The 13,386-nt window shown below is 67.4% G+C and carries 12 protein-coding genes; 6 read left to right on the top strand and 6 right to left on the bottom strand.

Annotated elements, in window-relative coordinates; all coding sequences use genetic code 11:
- Nucleotides 1-3: 3 nt before the first annotated feature.
- Both ACAM54_RS05420 and ACAM54_RS05415 read right to left on the bottom strand, forming a co-directional pair.
- A complete protein-coding gene (locus ACAM54_RS05420) occupies nucleotides 4-888 on the bottom strand; it encodes a lipid A biosynthesis acyltransferase (protein ID WP_369650070.1) in 885 nt (294 codons plus the stop codon).
- Complete coding sequence (locus tag ACAM54_RS05415; RefSeq protein WP_369650949.1) at nucleotides 885-1,781, bottom strand: lysophospholipid acyltransferase family protein; 897 nt, start codon at nucleotides 1,779-1,781, stop codon at nucleotides 885-887. The genes ACAM54_RS05420 and ACAM54_RS05415 overlap by 4 nt, the downstream gene beginning before the upstream one ends.
- A gap of 216 nt (nucleotides 1,782-1,997) precedes the next feature.
- Here ACAM54_RS05415 and metK point away from each other — a divergent pair, with 216 nt between their 5' ends.
- From metK to ACAM54_RS05385, 6 genes are all read left to right on the top strand, one after another.
- On the top strand, nucleotides 1,998-3,179 hold the full coding sequence (metK, locus tag ACAM54_RS05410; protein ID WP_145740980.1) for a methionine adenosyltransferase: 1,182 nt from the start codon (nucleotides 1,998-2,000) through the stop codon (nucleotides 3,177-3,179).
- Between the two features lie 149 nt (nucleotides 3,180-3,328).
- Nucleotides 3,329-3,976 carry a helix-turn-helix domain-containing protein gene (locus tag ACAM54_RS05405; RefSeq protein WP_369650069.1) on the top strand — a complete coding sequence of 216 codons (648 nt, stop codon included), beginning with the start codon at nucleotides 3,329-3,331 and terminating at the stop codon, nucleotides 3,974-3,976.
- A 100-nt stretch (nucleotides 3,977-4,076) separates the two neighbouring features.
- Nucleotides 4,077-4,838, top strand: coding sequence for an ABC transporter substrate-binding protein (locus tag ACAM54_RS05400; protein WP_369650068.1), 762 nt, complete (start codon nucleotides 4,077-4,079; stop codon nucleotides 4,836-4,838).
- A gap of 39 nt (nucleotides 4,839-4,877) precedes the next feature.
- On the top strand, nucleotides 4,878-5,528 hold the full coding sequence (locus tag ACAM54_RS05395) for an amino acid ABC transporter permease (protein WP_145740976.1): 651 nt from the start codon (nucleotides 4,878-4,880) through the stop codon (nucleotides 5,526-5,528).
- Nucleotides 5,525-6,256, top strand: a complete 732-nt coding sequence (locus ACAM54_RS05390; protein WP_369650067.1) for an amino acid ABC transporter ATP-binding protein — start codon at nucleotides 5,525-5,527, stop codon at nucleotides 6,254-6,256. Before ACAM54_RS05395 ends, ACAM54_RS05390 begins: the two co-directional genes overlap by 4 nt.
- 12 nt (nucleotides 6,257-6,268) lie before the next feature.
- Nucleotides 6,269-7,573, top strand: a complete 1,305-nt coding sequence (locus tag ACAM54_RS05385; protein ID WP_369650066.1) for an NAD(P)/FAD-dependent oxidoreductase — start codon at nucleotides 6,269-6,271, stop codon at nucleotides 7,571-7,573.
- Nucleotides 7,574-7,576: 3 nt separating this feature from the next.
- Here the strand turns inward: ACAM54_RS05385 and ACAM54_RS05380 are convergent, their stop codons facing one another.
- The 4 genes from ACAM54_RS05380 to ACAM54_RS05365 all read right to left on the bottom strand — a co-directional run bounded on the left by ACAM54_RS05380 (nucleotide 7,577) and on the right by ACAM54_RS05365 (nucleotide 13,287).
- Nucleotides 7,577-9,706 carry a TonB-dependent receptor gene (locus tag ACAM54_RS05380; protein WP_369650065.1) on the bottom strand — a complete coding sequence of 710 codons (2,130 nt, stop codon included), beginning with the start codon at nucleotides 9,704-9,706 and terminating at the stop codon, nucleotides 7,577-7,579.
- Between the two features lie 63 nt (nucleotides 9,707-9,769).
- Entirely contained in the window at nucleotides 9,770-9,952 is a 183-nt protein-coding gene (locus ACAM54_RS05375) for a hypothetical protein (protein WP_369650064.1), read from the bottom strand.
- Nucleotides 9,949-11,136, bottom strand: coding sequence for a PepSY domain-containing protein (locus tag ACAM54_RS05370; protein ID WP_145740966.1), 1,188 nt, complete (start codon nucleotides 11,134-11,136; stop codon nucleotides 9,949-9,951). The genes ACAM54_RS05375 and ACAM54_RS05370 overlap by 4 nt, the downstream gene beginning before the upstream one ends.
- Before the next feature lie 30 nt (nucleotides 11,137-11,166).
- Nucleotides 11,167-13,287 carry a TonB-dependent siderophore receptor gene (locus tag ACAM54_RS05365; RefSeq protein WP_369650063.1) on the bottom strand — a complete coding sequence of 707 codons (2,121 nt, stop codon included), beginning with the start codon at nucleotides 13,285-13,287 and terminating at the stop codon, nucleotides 11,167-11,169.
- Nucleotides 13,288-13,386: the final 99 nt, after the last annotated feature.

The raw sequence follows: 13,386 nt of genomic DNA, 5'->3' as shown, positions 1-13,386 counted from the left end.
GCTTCAGTAGATCGGCGGCGCGCCTTCGGGCCGCGTCTTGAAGCGGCGGTGCACCCAGTAGTACTGCGAAGGCATCGTGTCGATGTAACCCTGCAGCCGCTGGTTCATGAGCGCCGTGTCGGCCTCGGCGTCGTCGGTCGGGAAGTTCTGCCAGGCCGGCCGCACTTCGATCTCGTAGCCGCCAGGCGTGAGCTTCGCGATCACCGGCACCACTTTCGCCTTGCCCAGCCGCGCGAAGCGCGAGAGCGAGGGCACCGTGGCCGCCTGCACGCCGTAGAACGGCACGAAGATCGTCTGGTCGCGGCCGAAGTCCATGTCGGGCAGCAGGTACAGGAGGCCGCCCTTGCGCAGGCCCGCGAGCACCGGCTTGATGCCGTCGACGCGGTTCAGCGCCGCCACGTTGCCGAAGCGCGTGCGGCCTTCGCGGATCCATTCGTCGACCATCGGATCGCGCTGGGTCGTGTAGATGGTGGCCGAAGGCCTTGCCGTGTGCATGGTCAGCGCCGTGGCCGCGGCATCGAGGCCGTAGAAGTGCGGCGCAAACAGGATCATCGGCTCGTCGCCATCGGCAATCTCGCGGATCTCCGCCGCCGCGCCGACCACCTTGAGCCGGCGGGCCACCACCTTTTCGGGCGCATGCCAGAGCCAGCTGCGGTCGAGCCAGGACTGCGCCACGTAGACGAAGGTCTCGCGCGCGATGCGGCGGCGTTCGGCTTCGGATTTGCCGGGAAAGCACACGGCCAGGTTGGTGTCGACCACGCGCCGCCGCGGCAGGGCGATGGTGTGCAGCACGCGACCGAGCAGCGCGCCGAAACCGCGCACCAGCGGCAGGGGCAGCGGCGCGATCGCGCGCATGAAGGCGATGCCGAGCCGGGAACCGAGACTCATCGTGCCTGCTCCCCGGGCTGGGCCGCCACCGCGGTTTCGCCGCGCGGCTCCTTGTAGCGCGCGTAGTCCCACACGTACTGCCCCGGCAGGCTGTGGATCAGGCGCCCGATGGCGTCGTTCATGGCGGCGGCCGCGGCCTCGATGGGCGCCGCCGGATCGGTGAGCGGCGTACCCACGATCGGCTCGAAGCGGATCACGTAGCCCGCGCCGCGCGGCAGCCTTTCGCACACGCTCAGGAAGCAGGCGGCGCCGGTTTGCTGCGCGAGCCGCGGCAGCAGCGTCATGGTGTAGGCCGGCCGGCCGAGAAAGGGCGCCCACACCCCCTGCCCCAGCGGCGGCACCTGGTCGGGCAGGATGCCGGTGTAGCCGCCGCTGCGCAGCGTGCGGATGAGGCCGCGCACGCCGGTGTTGTTGGTGGGCAGCGTCTGCAGGCCGGGCCGGTCGCGCGAGCCGGCGGCGATGAGCTCGGCCATCCACTTCTTGCGCGCAGGACGGAACAGCGCGGTGATCGGCCCGAAGGTCTCGAGAAAGCGTTCGCCGATCGCCTGGCCGCACATCTCCCAGCTACCCAGGTGCGGCGCCACGAGGATCACGCCCTTCTTCTCCCGCATGGCGGCCTCGAACGCCTCCACGCCTTCCCAGCGCACCACGCGGCGCAGCACGCTTTCGCCCTGCGGACGCAGCCAGAGCCAAGGCAGCTCGGCGGCCATCTGGCCGGCGGCTGCGATGGCGGGGCGGTATTGCCCGAGGGTGAAGCCGGCGCTTTCGGCATTGGCCTTGAAGCGGCGGCGGTAGTCGGGCGCGCAATACCAGACGATCCAGCCCAGCAGTGCGCCGAGTCGATGCATCACGGGCATCGGTACGCGGGCAAGCAGGCGGAACAGGGTGACCATAGGCAACAGGGAGTGAAAACCAGGACGCGCGCGCACGATTTGGCGCGGCTCGAATAGAATGCAAATTGTCGCCGAGTTACGGAACAACTTGCAGGGCGACAAACACAAGCGCAAAAGCGATTGTGCCCCGCCGATTCTTCGGCATCTGCTAAAGCGTTCGCCAGGGCTCCGCAGAGTTGGCAACGCGCCAAGTCACTTCAAGGAGCTTTGAACAAAATGGCGAACGACTTCCTCTTCACGTCCGAATCGGTTTCCGAAGGCCACCCCGACAAGGTCGCCGACCAGATCTCGGACGCCATCCTGGACGCGATCTTCGAGCAGGACCCGCGCAGCCGCGTGGCCGCCGAAACGCTGACCAACACCGGCCTCGTGGTGCTCGCCGGCGAAATCACGACCAATGCCCACGTCGACTACATCCAGGTCGCGCGCGACACCATCAAGCGCATCGGCTACGACAACACCGACTACGGCATCGACTACAAGGGCTGCGCCGTGATGGTCTGCTACGACAAGCAGTCCAACGACATCGCCCAGGGCGTGGACCACGCGAGCGACGACCACCTGAACACCGGCGCCGGCGACCAGGGCCTGATGTTCGGCTACGCCTGCGACGAGACGCCCGAGCTGATGCCCGCGCCCATCTACTACGCGCACCGCCTCGTCGAGCGCCAGGCCCAGCTGCGCAAGGACGGCCGCCTGCCCTTCCTGCGCCCCGACGCCAAGAGCCAGGTCACGATGCGCTACGTGGACGGCAAGCCGCACAGCATCGACACCGTGGTGCTCTCCACCCAGCACAGCCCCGACCAGAGCGAAACGCCCACCAAGATGAAGGCCTCGTTCAACGAAGCCATCATCGAGGAGATCATCAAGCCCGTGCTGCCGAAGGAATGGCTCAAGGACACGCGCTACCTGATCAACCCGACCGGCCGCTTCGTCATCGGCGGTCCGCAGGGCGACTGCGGCCTCACGGGCCGCAAGATCATCGTCGACACCTACGGCGGCGCCTGCCCGCACGGCGGCGGCGCGTTCTCGGGCAAGGACCCGTCGAAGGTCGACCGCTCGGCGGCCTACGCCGCGCGCTACGTGGCCAAGAACATCGTGGCCGCGGGCCTGGCGCGCCAGTGCCAGATCCAGGTGGCGTACGCCATCGGCGTGGCCCAGCCGATGAACATCACGGTCTACACCGAAGGCACCGGCGTGATCCCGGACAGCAAGATCGCGGAACTCGTGCGCGAGTTCTTCGACCTGCGTCCCAAGGGCATCATCCAGATGCTCGACCTGCTGCGCCCGATCTATCAGAAGACCGCCGCCTACGGCCACTTCGGCCGCGAGGAGCCCGAGTTCACCTGGGAAGCGACCACGCAGGCGGCTGCGCTGCGCGCTGCGGCCGGCCTGTAATTTCCCGGGGGCTTTCCGCCCTCCTCCCACGCAAATGCCGGCCTCGCGCCGGCATTTGCGCTTCTGGAATACCCCCGCCGAATTTGCTGGCGGTGCGCGGCGTTGTGTGTAAAACTTGAGCGTCTTGTGAAAATTTTACAAAGGCTCTGGTGTCGCAATTGCCGGTTCGTCCGCCTCCCGCCCCCACTCCGGCCCCCGATGCCGGCCGGGCACAGCGCATCCATTCGGTCATCGACCTCTGGCTCGGGGAGCAACTGCGCAGAAGGCGCCAGGCCCTCGGCCGCTCGCTGCAGCAGGTGGCACAGGCCTGCGGCATTTCGGTCAGCCTGCTGAGCCAGCTCGAACGCGGGCACCGCTCCATCTCCATCCGTACGCTCGGCGCGCTGGCGCAGGAACTGCAGTTGCCCATCGAGACCCTGGTGCGCAACACCCAGTACAGCGAGGGCGAGGCCGAAGGCGCGGTGGCGCGCGCCGGCACGCACAAGCGCATCGACCTCGGCGACAAGGGCATCCACAAGGAAAACCTCACGCCGCCCGCCGCCGCGGGTGGCGTCGAGATGTACCGGGCGGTGATCGATCCGGGCGGCTCCACGGGCGACGACCTGTTCTTCACGCGCAAGGGCGAACAGGTCGGCTACGTCATCGAGGGGCAGCTCGAACTCTTCGTGCGCGAGCGCCTGCTCAAGCTGAAGGCCGGCGACAGTTTTTGCTACGACGGGGGCATGCCGCGCCGCTGGCGCAACCCCGGCACCACACCCACCACCGTCCTATGGGCAATCACATGTTCACCCGGATAAGCCCCGGCCCGACCGCGGGGCTGTCCGACTGAAGCAAGCATCCAGGGCAAGCCATCCGGCTGCCGCATGGCATTCGATCTTTTTTTGAAGAGGAACCCCCATGAAAATCGCTTCTTCCCTCGCGGCCTTCCTGCTGGCCACGCTGACCATGGCCTTCGGCAGCCAGGCCTCGGCCCAGACCGTGCTCAAGGTCGGGTCCACGCCCACCGGCAACCCCTTTACCTTTCTCGACACCAAGACCAACACCATCGACGGCATCATGGCGGACATCGTCAAGGCCGTCGGCAAGACCTCGGGCTTCGAGGTGCAGATCGAGCCGATGCAGTTCTCGGCGCTGATCGGCTCGCTCACTTCCAAGCGCATCGACCTGATCTCGGCCGCGATGTTCATCACGCCGGTGCGCCAGGAGGTGGTGGACTTCTCGCAACCGATCTACAGCTACGGCGAAGGCATCGTGGTGCCGGTGAAGGACACCACCGCCTACCGCAGCTTCGCCGAGTTCAAGGGCAAGCGCATGGGCGTGCAGGTGGGCACGGCCTTTGTCGAGCCGCTGCAGAAGCTCGGCATCTTCAGCGAGGTCAAGCTCTACGACACCACCGCCGACCTGATGCGCGACGCCAATGCCGGGCGCATCGACGCGGGCGTGCTCGACTCGCCGATCGCCGCCTACGCGATCTCCAAGAACGTGTTCCCGAACCTGCGCCTGGTGACGACCTACCAGCCGACCATGGTCAACAGCATCGGCATCGCCACCCGCAAGGGCGACACCGAAACCATGGGCAAGGTGAATGCGGCGCTCACCAAGCTCAAGGCCGACGGCAGCATCGACGCGATCCTCAAGAAGTGGGGCCTCAACAGCTGAGCGGCACTTGCATTGCCTGCCCTCTGACAGACCCTGCCCATGAGCACCTTCCTGCACAACGTCTGGGAGTTCCTGCCGATCCTGCTCCAGGGCGCCAAGCTCACGGTGCTGGTGACGCTGGGCTCGCTGGTGATCTCCACGCTGCTCGGCCTGGTCTGGGCCGCGATGCGGGTCTCGGGCATTCCGCTGCTCGCAAAGATCAGCGCGGGCGTGATCAACCTGCTGCGCGGCATTCCGATCATCGTGCTGCTGTTCTTCATCTACTTCGTGATGCCCGACTTCGGCCTCTCGCTGACGGCGCTGCAGGCGGGCATCCTGGGCCTGGGCATCGCCTACTCGGCCTACCAGTCGGAGAACTTCCGCGCCGGCATCGAAGCCGTGGACCACGGCCAGGTGGAGGCGGCACAGGCCATGGGCATGAGCTGGCGGCTCACGATGCGGCGCGTGGTGCTGCCGCAGGCCTTCCGCATCACGCTGCCCTCCTACGGCAACATCATGATCATGATGCTCAAGGACTCGTCGCAGGCCTCGACCATCACCGTGGCCGAGCTCGCACTGCAGGGCAAGCTGATCGCCACTTCCACCTTCCAGAACGCCACCGTGTTCTCGCTGGTGGCGCTGCTCTACCTGATCATGTGCGTGCCGCTCATCCTGCTGGTGCGCCACTTCGAGAAGCGGGGCAGGAAATGATCGAGATCCGCGGCCTGCAGAAATCCTTCGGCAGCCACCATGTGCTCAAGGGCATCGACGCCTCGATCTCGCAGGGCGAAGTGGTCTGCATCGTCGGGCCTTCGGGTTCGGGCAAGTCGACCATCCTGCGCTGCATCAACGGGCTCGAGAGCTACTCGGGCGGCAGCATCGGCATCGATGGCCGGCGCGTGGACAACCGCCATGCGTCGATCAAGGCGATCCGCGCCGAAGTGGCCATGGTGTTCCAGCGCTTCAACCTGTTCCCGCACCGCACGGTGCTCGAGAACGTGATCGAAGGGCCCGTCTACGTGAAGGGCGAAGACCGCGCCGCTGCCATCGTGCATGCGAAGGAGCTGCTCGCGAGCGTCGGCCTGGCCGACAAGGCCGGGGCGCATCCGCCGGAACTCTCGGGCGGGCAGCAGCAGCGCGTGGCCATTGCGCGCGCGCTGGCGATGCGCCCCAAGGCCATCCTGTTCGACGAGCCCACCTCGGCGCTCGACCCCGAACTCGTCGGCGACGTGCTGCAGGTGATGCGCAAGCTCGCCGGCACCGGCATGACGATGGTGGTGGTCACGCACGAGATGCAGTTCGCGCGCGAGGTGGCCGACCGCGTGATCTTCATCGACGGCGGCGTGATCGTCGAACAGGGCCCTGCCGCCGAGCTGCTCAACAACCCGCAGAGCCCGCGCACGCAGGACTTCCTGCGCCGCGTGCTCCATCCGCTCTGAAGGCCTTCATTCATGCCGAACGCGCCGCAGGAATTCTTTCCGCTCGCCCCATCGCTCTGGGCCGCCACCGCGGTGCCCGCACCGGCAACCGCGCCGCTGGACACCGACGCGCAGGCCGACGTGATCGTGGTCGGCGCCGGCTACTGCGGCCTCAGCACGGCGCTGCATCTGGCCGAGCGCGGCGTGCGCGTGGTGGTGCTCGAAGCGAAGGAGATCGGCTTCGGCGGCTCGGGCCGCAACGGCGGCCAGGTCATCCCGGGCCTCAAGCACGACCCGAGCGAACTGCTGCGCATGTTCGGTTCCGACGAAGGCCAGCGCCTGGTCGACTTTGCCAAGGGCACGGCCGACGCGGTGTTCGATCTGATCGACAAGCACGGCATGGACGTGCCCCGCGCGCGCCAGGGCTGGATCCAGGGCGCGCACACGCCGGCCGCCTTGCAGCTGGCCGAGCGCCGCACGCGCGACTGGCAGATGCAGGGCGTGGCCGCGCGCCAGCTCGACCGCAACGAAACCGCGCGCCTGCTGGGCACCGACAAGTACTTCGGCGGCTGGCTCGATCCGCGCGGCGGCGGCGTGCAGCCGCTGAGCTACGCGCGCGAACTGGCGCGCGCGGCGCAGGCGGCCGGCGTGGTCATCCACACCGGCACGCCCGTGACGCAGCTCACCCAGGCCCACGGCAAGTGGCAGGCCGCCACCGCACGCGGCCCGCGCGTGACGGCCGAGCGCGTGGTGATGTGCACCAACGGCTACACCGACGGCCTGTGGCCCGGCCTGCGCAAGACCATCATCAATGCGAACTCGTTCCAGGTCGCGACCGAGCCGCTGCCCGAGGCAATACGCAAGACCGTGCTGCCCGAAGGCCACGTCTCCTCCGATGCGCGCAACCTGCTGCTCTATTACCGCCTGGACCACGCCGGCCGCCTGCTGATGGGCGGGCGCGGCACCTTCCGCGAGCCCGATGCCGGCCAGCCGGGCGACTGGTCGCACCTGGAGCACGTGATTGCCAAGCTGTTCCCGCAGGCGGCGGGCGTGCCCATTGCCTACCGCTGGTGCGGCCATGTCGCGATCACGCGCGACTACCTGCCGCACCTGCACGAGCCCGCGCCGGGCCTCTTGATCGACATCGGCTGCCAGGGCCGCGGGGTCGGCCTGCAGACGCGCATGGGCCAGGCCCTGGCGCAGTACATCGCCACGGGCGACAGGAGGGCGCTGCCGGTGCGGCCCTCGGAGATGCGGCCATTCCCGCTCTATGGCCTGCGCCGCCTCTATGTGTCGGCCGTGATCGGCTGGTACCGCATGACGGACGGCGGCGTCTGAGCCTCAGAAGCGGTAGGCCCCGCTCAGGCCCACCGTCCAGTTGCGGCCCGGCGCGGGCTCGTAGTAGCGCGCGTTGCCCTCGTTGACGATCAGCGAACCCACGTAGCGGCGGTCGAACAGGTTGTCGACGCGCGCAAAGGCGTTGAACTCCCAGCGCTCCCACTTCTTCAGGTAGCCGGCGTACAGCGCGGCGACGGCATAGCCCGGCGCGCTGGCGGTGTTGGCGTCGTTGGCCTGCATGCGCCCGAGCGCGCGCATCTCGACACCGGCGCGCCAGCCTTCGGGCGGCACCCAGCCCAGCGATGCGAAGAGCGATTGCCGCGCGATGCCCGGAATGCGGTTGCCCGCCGCCACCGTGTTGGATGCCGCGCAGGGCGACGGCGAGCAGAAGGCATCACGGTAGCGCGCGTCAAGCCAGGTGTAGGCCAGCTGGGTGCGCCAGTGGTCGACCGTTTCGTGCTGCCAGGCCAGTTCGAGGCCGTTGCGCCGCGTGCGGCCCGCGTTCTGGAAAGTGGCGCGGCCGCCGGTGTTGGTGTCGGTCACGATCTCGTCGCGCGTGCGGGTCTGGAACAGCGCGGCCGTCAGCAGCCCTCCGCCCAACCGCGCCTTCGCGCCCAGTTCGACGCTGTCGTTGACCGAGGGCCGCAGCGCGAAGTTGAGCCCGCTGGCACCGCCCGCGCGGTAGGAAAGCTCGTTGAGCGTCGGCGTCTCGAAGCCGCGGCCGATCGAGCCATACAGCGCGAGAGCGGGCGTGGCCTGGTAGCGCAGCGAAGCCACGGGCAGCGTCTTGCTGTAGCGCGCGCTGCCGCTGTCGTCGCGGTTGGCGCCCACGATGTAGCGGTCCTGCGAATCGAAGTGCACGCTGCTGCGGCGCACGCCGGCCTCGAGCGTCCATTGCTCCGCGAGGCGCCAGGTGGCCTGCGCGTAAGGGTCGAGATTCCAGACCTCGTTGCGTTCGCTGCGCCGCAGGCGCCCCTGCACGCCCAGCACGGGCGAAGCCACGCGGCCGAGGTAGTTCTCGTAGCCGCGGCGCTGTTCGCGCAGGCTGTCGTAGCCCAGGCCCGCCGCCAACTCGAGCGGCCGGTCGGCCAGTTGCAGCGCGGCGGTCCAGCGCAGATCGACCCCGCCGTACTGGCGAGTGAGGTCGATCACGCCGCCCGCATGCAGCGGGTTCTGCTGCGCCGAAGGCGGAATCGACTGGTACTGCACGGTCTTGCGCTCGCCGCCATAGACCATGAGCCGCAGCGACTGCGCGGCACTTACTCGGCGCTCGTACAGCAGCCCCGCCTGCGTCTGCTCCACCGTCTTGCGGGTGTCGAACTGGGTGGCGAGCGGTGCGCTGCGCGGCGCCAGCGCGTACTGCCCGGCCGTCAGGCCCAGCGGATCCTGCGCGCTGATGCGCACGCTGTTGAGCACCAGCGTGAGCTTGTCGCCGTTGTCCAGCGCGATGCCGAGCTTGCCGTTGGCGATGTCGCGCCGCGCCGCGCTGTGCTCGCGCCAGCCATCGGTCTGGAAGCGGCTGGCGTTCAGCAGGTAGTCGACCGCGCCCTGCGACCCGCTGGCCTGCAGCGACTGGCGCCAGGTGCCGAAGCTGCCACCGGCCGCCGAGTACGAAAGCCGCGGCGCCCCCTCGCCCGACGCGGTGAAGGCCTGCAGCACGCCGCCCGACGAGTTGCCGTAGAGCGCCGAGAACGGCCCCCGCAGTATCTCGATGCGGTCGAGCGAGCCGATGTCGATGTTGGAGGTCTGGCCCTGGCCGTCGGGCAGCGTGGCGGGAATGCCGTCGACATACAGCCGCACGCCGCGCACGCCGAAGGTGGAACGCGCGCCGAAGCCGCGGATCGACAGCTGCAGGTCCTGCGCATAGTTCATGCGGTTCTGCACCTGCAGGCCCGGAACGCCGCCCAGGCTTTCGGAAAGATTGACCTGCAGCCGGCTGTCGCGCATCTCGGCGCCATCGACCCGGTCCACCGAGCCAGGCACGTTGAACGGCGCGACCTCGCCGCGCGGCGTGGAGACGGTGACTTCGGGCAGGCTGCCGCGGTCGGCCTGCTGCGCCGCCGCGGCGAGCGGAGCTCCCAGCAGGAGCAGGCGGACGGCGGCAGTGGCGGTAGCGGAAAGTGCAGGCTTCATTGCGCCGATTCTGCGTCGGCGCGCGCCCCTGCCCGTACTAGCAGGAACCCGGTCGGGCCGGATTCAGCTTCTTCTGCGCCAGCCGTACCAGCCGCACACGGCAACGGGAACGCCCAGCGCGAACCAGGCCAGCATGTCCCCCAGGCCGCCGTCGCTGAACAGCGCCGAGACCAGCCCGAAGGTGGTCAGCATGCCGAGCACGATCGGCCAGCCCCACATGTGCCGGAAGCTGTGGCGCGGCTTCATGCCTGCACCTTCATGGCGGGCGCCGGATCAGGCTGCTGATGCCCACCATGCGGCGGCCGCTGGCCCACCGGCGAGGCTGCAGCAGGCACGCTGTTGCCGCGCTTGAGCCACAGGTACAGCCCGCTGCCGAGCACGATGATGGTCGCGATGTCGAGCAGCGCCCAGATGATCTGCATCGGCATGCCGCCGTAGTCGCCGAAGTGCAGCGGCTGCGACACCAGCAGCGCCGTCAGGTACCAGGGCATCTTCGGCGCGGCGGTCACCTGGGCCGTCTTGGCGTCGACCAGCACCGGCTGCAGCAGCTTCGAGGTGAAGGGCTCGCTGCCGCGCATGAAGAAGGTGGTGTGGTGCGGGCTCGAGAACGCGGTGCCGGGGAACGCGACGAAGGACAGCTTCATGCCGGGCGTCTGCTGGAGCGCGACCTCCATCGAGCGCTGCACCGATGCGCGCTGTGCCACCGGCACCGTCGGCTCGTCCTTGTAGGGCGCAAGAAGCGCGCTGAGCTGGTCGTACTGCCAGTACTTGATGACCAGGTCGGCCCAGGTGTTGATCATGCCGGTGGAACCCACCACGAACAGCCAGACCAGCGTGACGATGCCCAGCAGGTTGTGCAGGTCGAGCCACTTCAGGCGCGGGCGCTTCTCGCGCCGCACGGTGCCGAAGTCGAGCTTGCGCATGAACGGCGCATAGAGCACCACGCCGGAGACGATGGCCACCAGCAGCAGCAGGCCCATGAAGCCCAGGAACAGCTTGCCCGCGAGTCCGGCAAACAGGTCGACGTGCAGCTTGAACATCACGTACATGAAGCCTTCGTCGAGCTTGGGCTGGGCAAGCACGGCGCCGGTGCGGGCGTCCACCGCCACCGACTTGAAGTCGTCCGTGGGCGCAGGCGTTGGCGTGAGCGTGACGAACCAGAGGCCATCGTCGTCCTCGGGCTGCGAAACAAACTGCACCACGCGGTCAGGGTGTTTCGCACGCGCCGTTTCGAGCACGCGGTCCAGGCTCACGCGCGGCGTGTTCGCGGGCATCTTGGGCGACTCGACCTCGGTGCCCAGCAGGTGCCCGATCTCGTGATGGAAGATCAGCGGCAGGCCCGTGATGCACAGGAGCAGCATGAACACGGTGCACACGAGGCTGCTCCACTTGTGCACCCAGGCCCAGGTCTTGATCTTTCGGCTGTTCATGTCGTTGCTGCCCTCGTCGAAAGTGAGCTGTTAGAAACGGTAGGTCGCGCTGGCCACGATGTTTCGGCGCGAGCCGTACCAGCAGTCGCCGCGCGACAGGCAAGTGCTGAAATAGATCTTGTCGGCCGCATTGTTGATGTTCAGGGCATAGCGCCACTTGTCCGACTCATAGGCAAACATCAGGTCCAGCAGGGCCACGGCAGGCAGGCGCGGTCCCACGCTGCTGCCCTCCACGTCGCGAAAACCTCCCATGTAGCGCAATCCGGCACCGGCCGAGAAGCCCGGCACACCGGCGATGGAGAATCGGTATTTACCCCAGACTGACACCTGATTGCGCGGCATGTCGGTGAGCTTGTGATCAACGTCGATGTAGGTGTAGTTGGCAATGAGATCTAGGTCACGCGCCACGGTTGTCTTCAGCTCGAGTTCCAGCCCCTTGTTCTTCGTCGAATCGACTTGTCGGCCGTAATCAGGATTGGTACTGTCGGAGACGATGCGGTTCTTTTCCTTGAGCGAGTAGACCGAGGCGGTAAAGCTCGTCGCCGAACCTTCCGGCTGGTACTTGACACCCGCCTCCACCTGCTCGCCGCGCAACGGCTTGAACAGCGTGCCATTGATATCGGTGCCGGCTTGCGGGGTGAAGGATTGCGTGAAGCTGACATAGGGCGACCAACCGGAAGGAAGCGTGTACATCACACCCAGTCGGCCCGAGTCGGCGCTGGTCGTCTCCGACGCGCTGCCCGCGGTCCCCGAGGTGCTGCGGTCATGGCGCAGGCCGGCAACGAAGATCCAGTTGTTCCACTTCATCTGGTCCTGCACGTAGACGCCGGCATTGCGCTGGGTGGTGCGGGGACGGTCGTTGAACTCGGTCACCGGCACGTAGCCGATACCGTAGACAGGGGCATAGGCGTCGATGGAGCTGTAGGCAGAGCCCTCGCGCTTGTCCTGGCGCTGGCGGGAATATTCGGCGCCGATCAGCAGCGTATGGCGCAGCGCGCCGGTGTTGAAATGGCCCTCGACATGGTTGTCGACGCCTGTCATTCGAGTCCAGGTCAGCGACTTGTCATTGACACGGCCAAGCAGGCGCTGACCGACGGGGTCCAGCCCCCAGCCACCAGGAAGCGAAAAGAAGTCACCGTAGTGGTAGTGCGAGTCGTTGAACGTCCGCGACATGCGGAAGTTCTGCCGAAAGGTCCACTGGTCATTGAATTTATGCTCGAACAGCCAGCCGAAGGTCTTGCGCTCGGTGTCGTAACCGTCGCCCGGCTCGCCGATGAACCGGTTGACCGGCAGCGGGCCATTGACATTCGGCAAGATGGTGCCCTGCCAAGGGAAGAACTGCGACGTGCTGCCAGTCTTGTCCTTTTGCCACAGGCCCTGCAGCGTCAGCGAGGTGCCGGCATTGGGTCGCCAGGTAAGCGAGGGCATGACGAGCGAGCGGTCGTCCGGTACATAGTCCACCTGCGTATCGGCCTTGCGTTGAAGCGCCACCAGGCGGTACGACCAATCACCGTCCGCCGTCAGCGGGCCGGTCAGGTCGGCCTGCAGCTGTTTGCGGCCCCAGGAGCCGATCTGCACCCCCACCTCACGATATGTCTGCTGCTGCGGACGCTTGCTGACCATGTTGACCACCCCACCTGCGGTGCCGGCGCCGAACAACATGCCCGCCGGCCCGCGCAGCACTTCGAGGCGCTCCAGCGTATAGGGGTCGGGGCGCGCAGTCGCGGTGTACCAGCCGGCGGAATTCATCTGCAGCCCGTCGAGGTACCCGGATGGCTCGCTCCCGCGCACTAGAAAGCTGTCTGTGCGGGAGTCCAGGCCATAGGCATCGGAGCGCACACCGGCCGCATAGTTGAGCGCGTCCTGCACGTTGGTTGCGCCCTGATCCACCATCTGGTCGCGCGTGACCACGGTCACGGACTGAGGCGTTTCTGCCAGCGGCGTGTCGGTCTTGGTGGCGGTGGCGGCGTTCCTGGCGCGGTAGCCGATCACCGGCGAAGTCGCGGTTTCGAGCTCGGCGCTTGCATCGACCTTCACTTCCGGCAGGGCGCCGGGCGCCGTGGTCTGGGCCAGAACCTGGTGATGCACGTAAATCGCCATGCAGCCTGCCAGCACCGATGCGACCTTGCGCCCCGCCATGAACCTCTTCATTCCTTCTCCACTCCGAAACATTATTAAGAACGATTCGCATTCTAATAGTTATAAAGTCTCATTTGTTCCGATTTCCCCGCCTGGACAAGGGGGCGTTCC

The organism is Variovorax sp. V93 (assembly GCF_041154485.1).
GTDB lineage: Bacteria > Pseudomonadota > Gammaproteobacteria > Burkholderiales > Burkholderiaceae_C > Variovorax > Variovorax beijingensis_A.
The sequence above is the reverse complement of the archived record's forward strand: the minus strand, read 5'-3'. Positions and strand labels throughout refer to the sequence as shown.

What these genes read in the sequence shown, in the direction of transcription:
- ACAM54_RS05420 (WP_369650070.1), bottom strand. Translation starts at nt 888, where the DNA reads ATGAGTCTCGGTTCCCGGCTCGGCATCGCCTTCATGCGCGCGATCGCG.
- ACAM54_RS05370 (WP_145740966.1), bottom strand. Translation starts at nt 11,136, where the DNA reads ATGAACAGCCGAAAGATCAAGACCTGGGCCTGGGTGCACAAGTGGAGC.
- metK (WP_145740980.1), top strand. Translation starts at nt 1,998, where the DNA reads ATGGCGAACGACTTCCTCTTCACGTCCGAATCGGTTTCCGAAGGCCAC.
- ACAM54_RS05375 (WP_369650064.1), bottom strand. Translation starts at nt 9,952, where the DNA reads ATGAAGCCGCGCCACAGCTTCCGGCACATGTGGGGCTGGCCGATCGTG.
- ACAM54_RS05385 (WP_369650066.1), top strand. Translation starts at nt 6,269, where the DNA reads ATGCCGAACGCGCCGCAGGAATTCTTTCCGCTCGCCCCATCGCTCTGG.
- ACAM54_RS05365 (WP_369650063.1), bottom strand. Translation starts at nt 13,287, where the DNA reads ATGAAGAGGTTCATGGCGGGGCGCAAGGTCGCATCGGTGCTGGCAGGC.
- ACAM54_RS05400 (WP_369650068.1), top strand. Translation starts at nt 4,077, where the DNA reads ATGAAAATCGCTTCTTCCCTCGCGGCCTTCCTGCTGGCCACGCTGACC.
- ACAM54_RS05415 (WP_369650949.1), bottom strand. Translation starts at nt 1,781, where the DNA reads ATGGTCACCCTGTTCCGCCTGCTTGCCCGCGTACCGATGCCCGTGATG.
- ACAM54_RS05380 (WP_369650065.1), bottom strand. Translation starts at nt 9,706, where the DNA reads ATGAAGCCTGCACTTTCCGCTACCGCCACTGCCGCCGTCCGCCTGCTC.
- ACAM54_RS05395 (WP_145740976.1), top strand. Translation starts at nt 4,878, where the DNA reads ATGAGCACCTTCCTGCACAACGTCTGGGAGTTCCTGCCGATCCTGCTC.
- ACAM54_RS05390 (WP_369650067.1), top strand. Translation starts at nt 5,525, where the DNA reads ATGATCGAGATCCGCGGCCTGCAGAAATCCTTCGGCAGCCACCATGTG.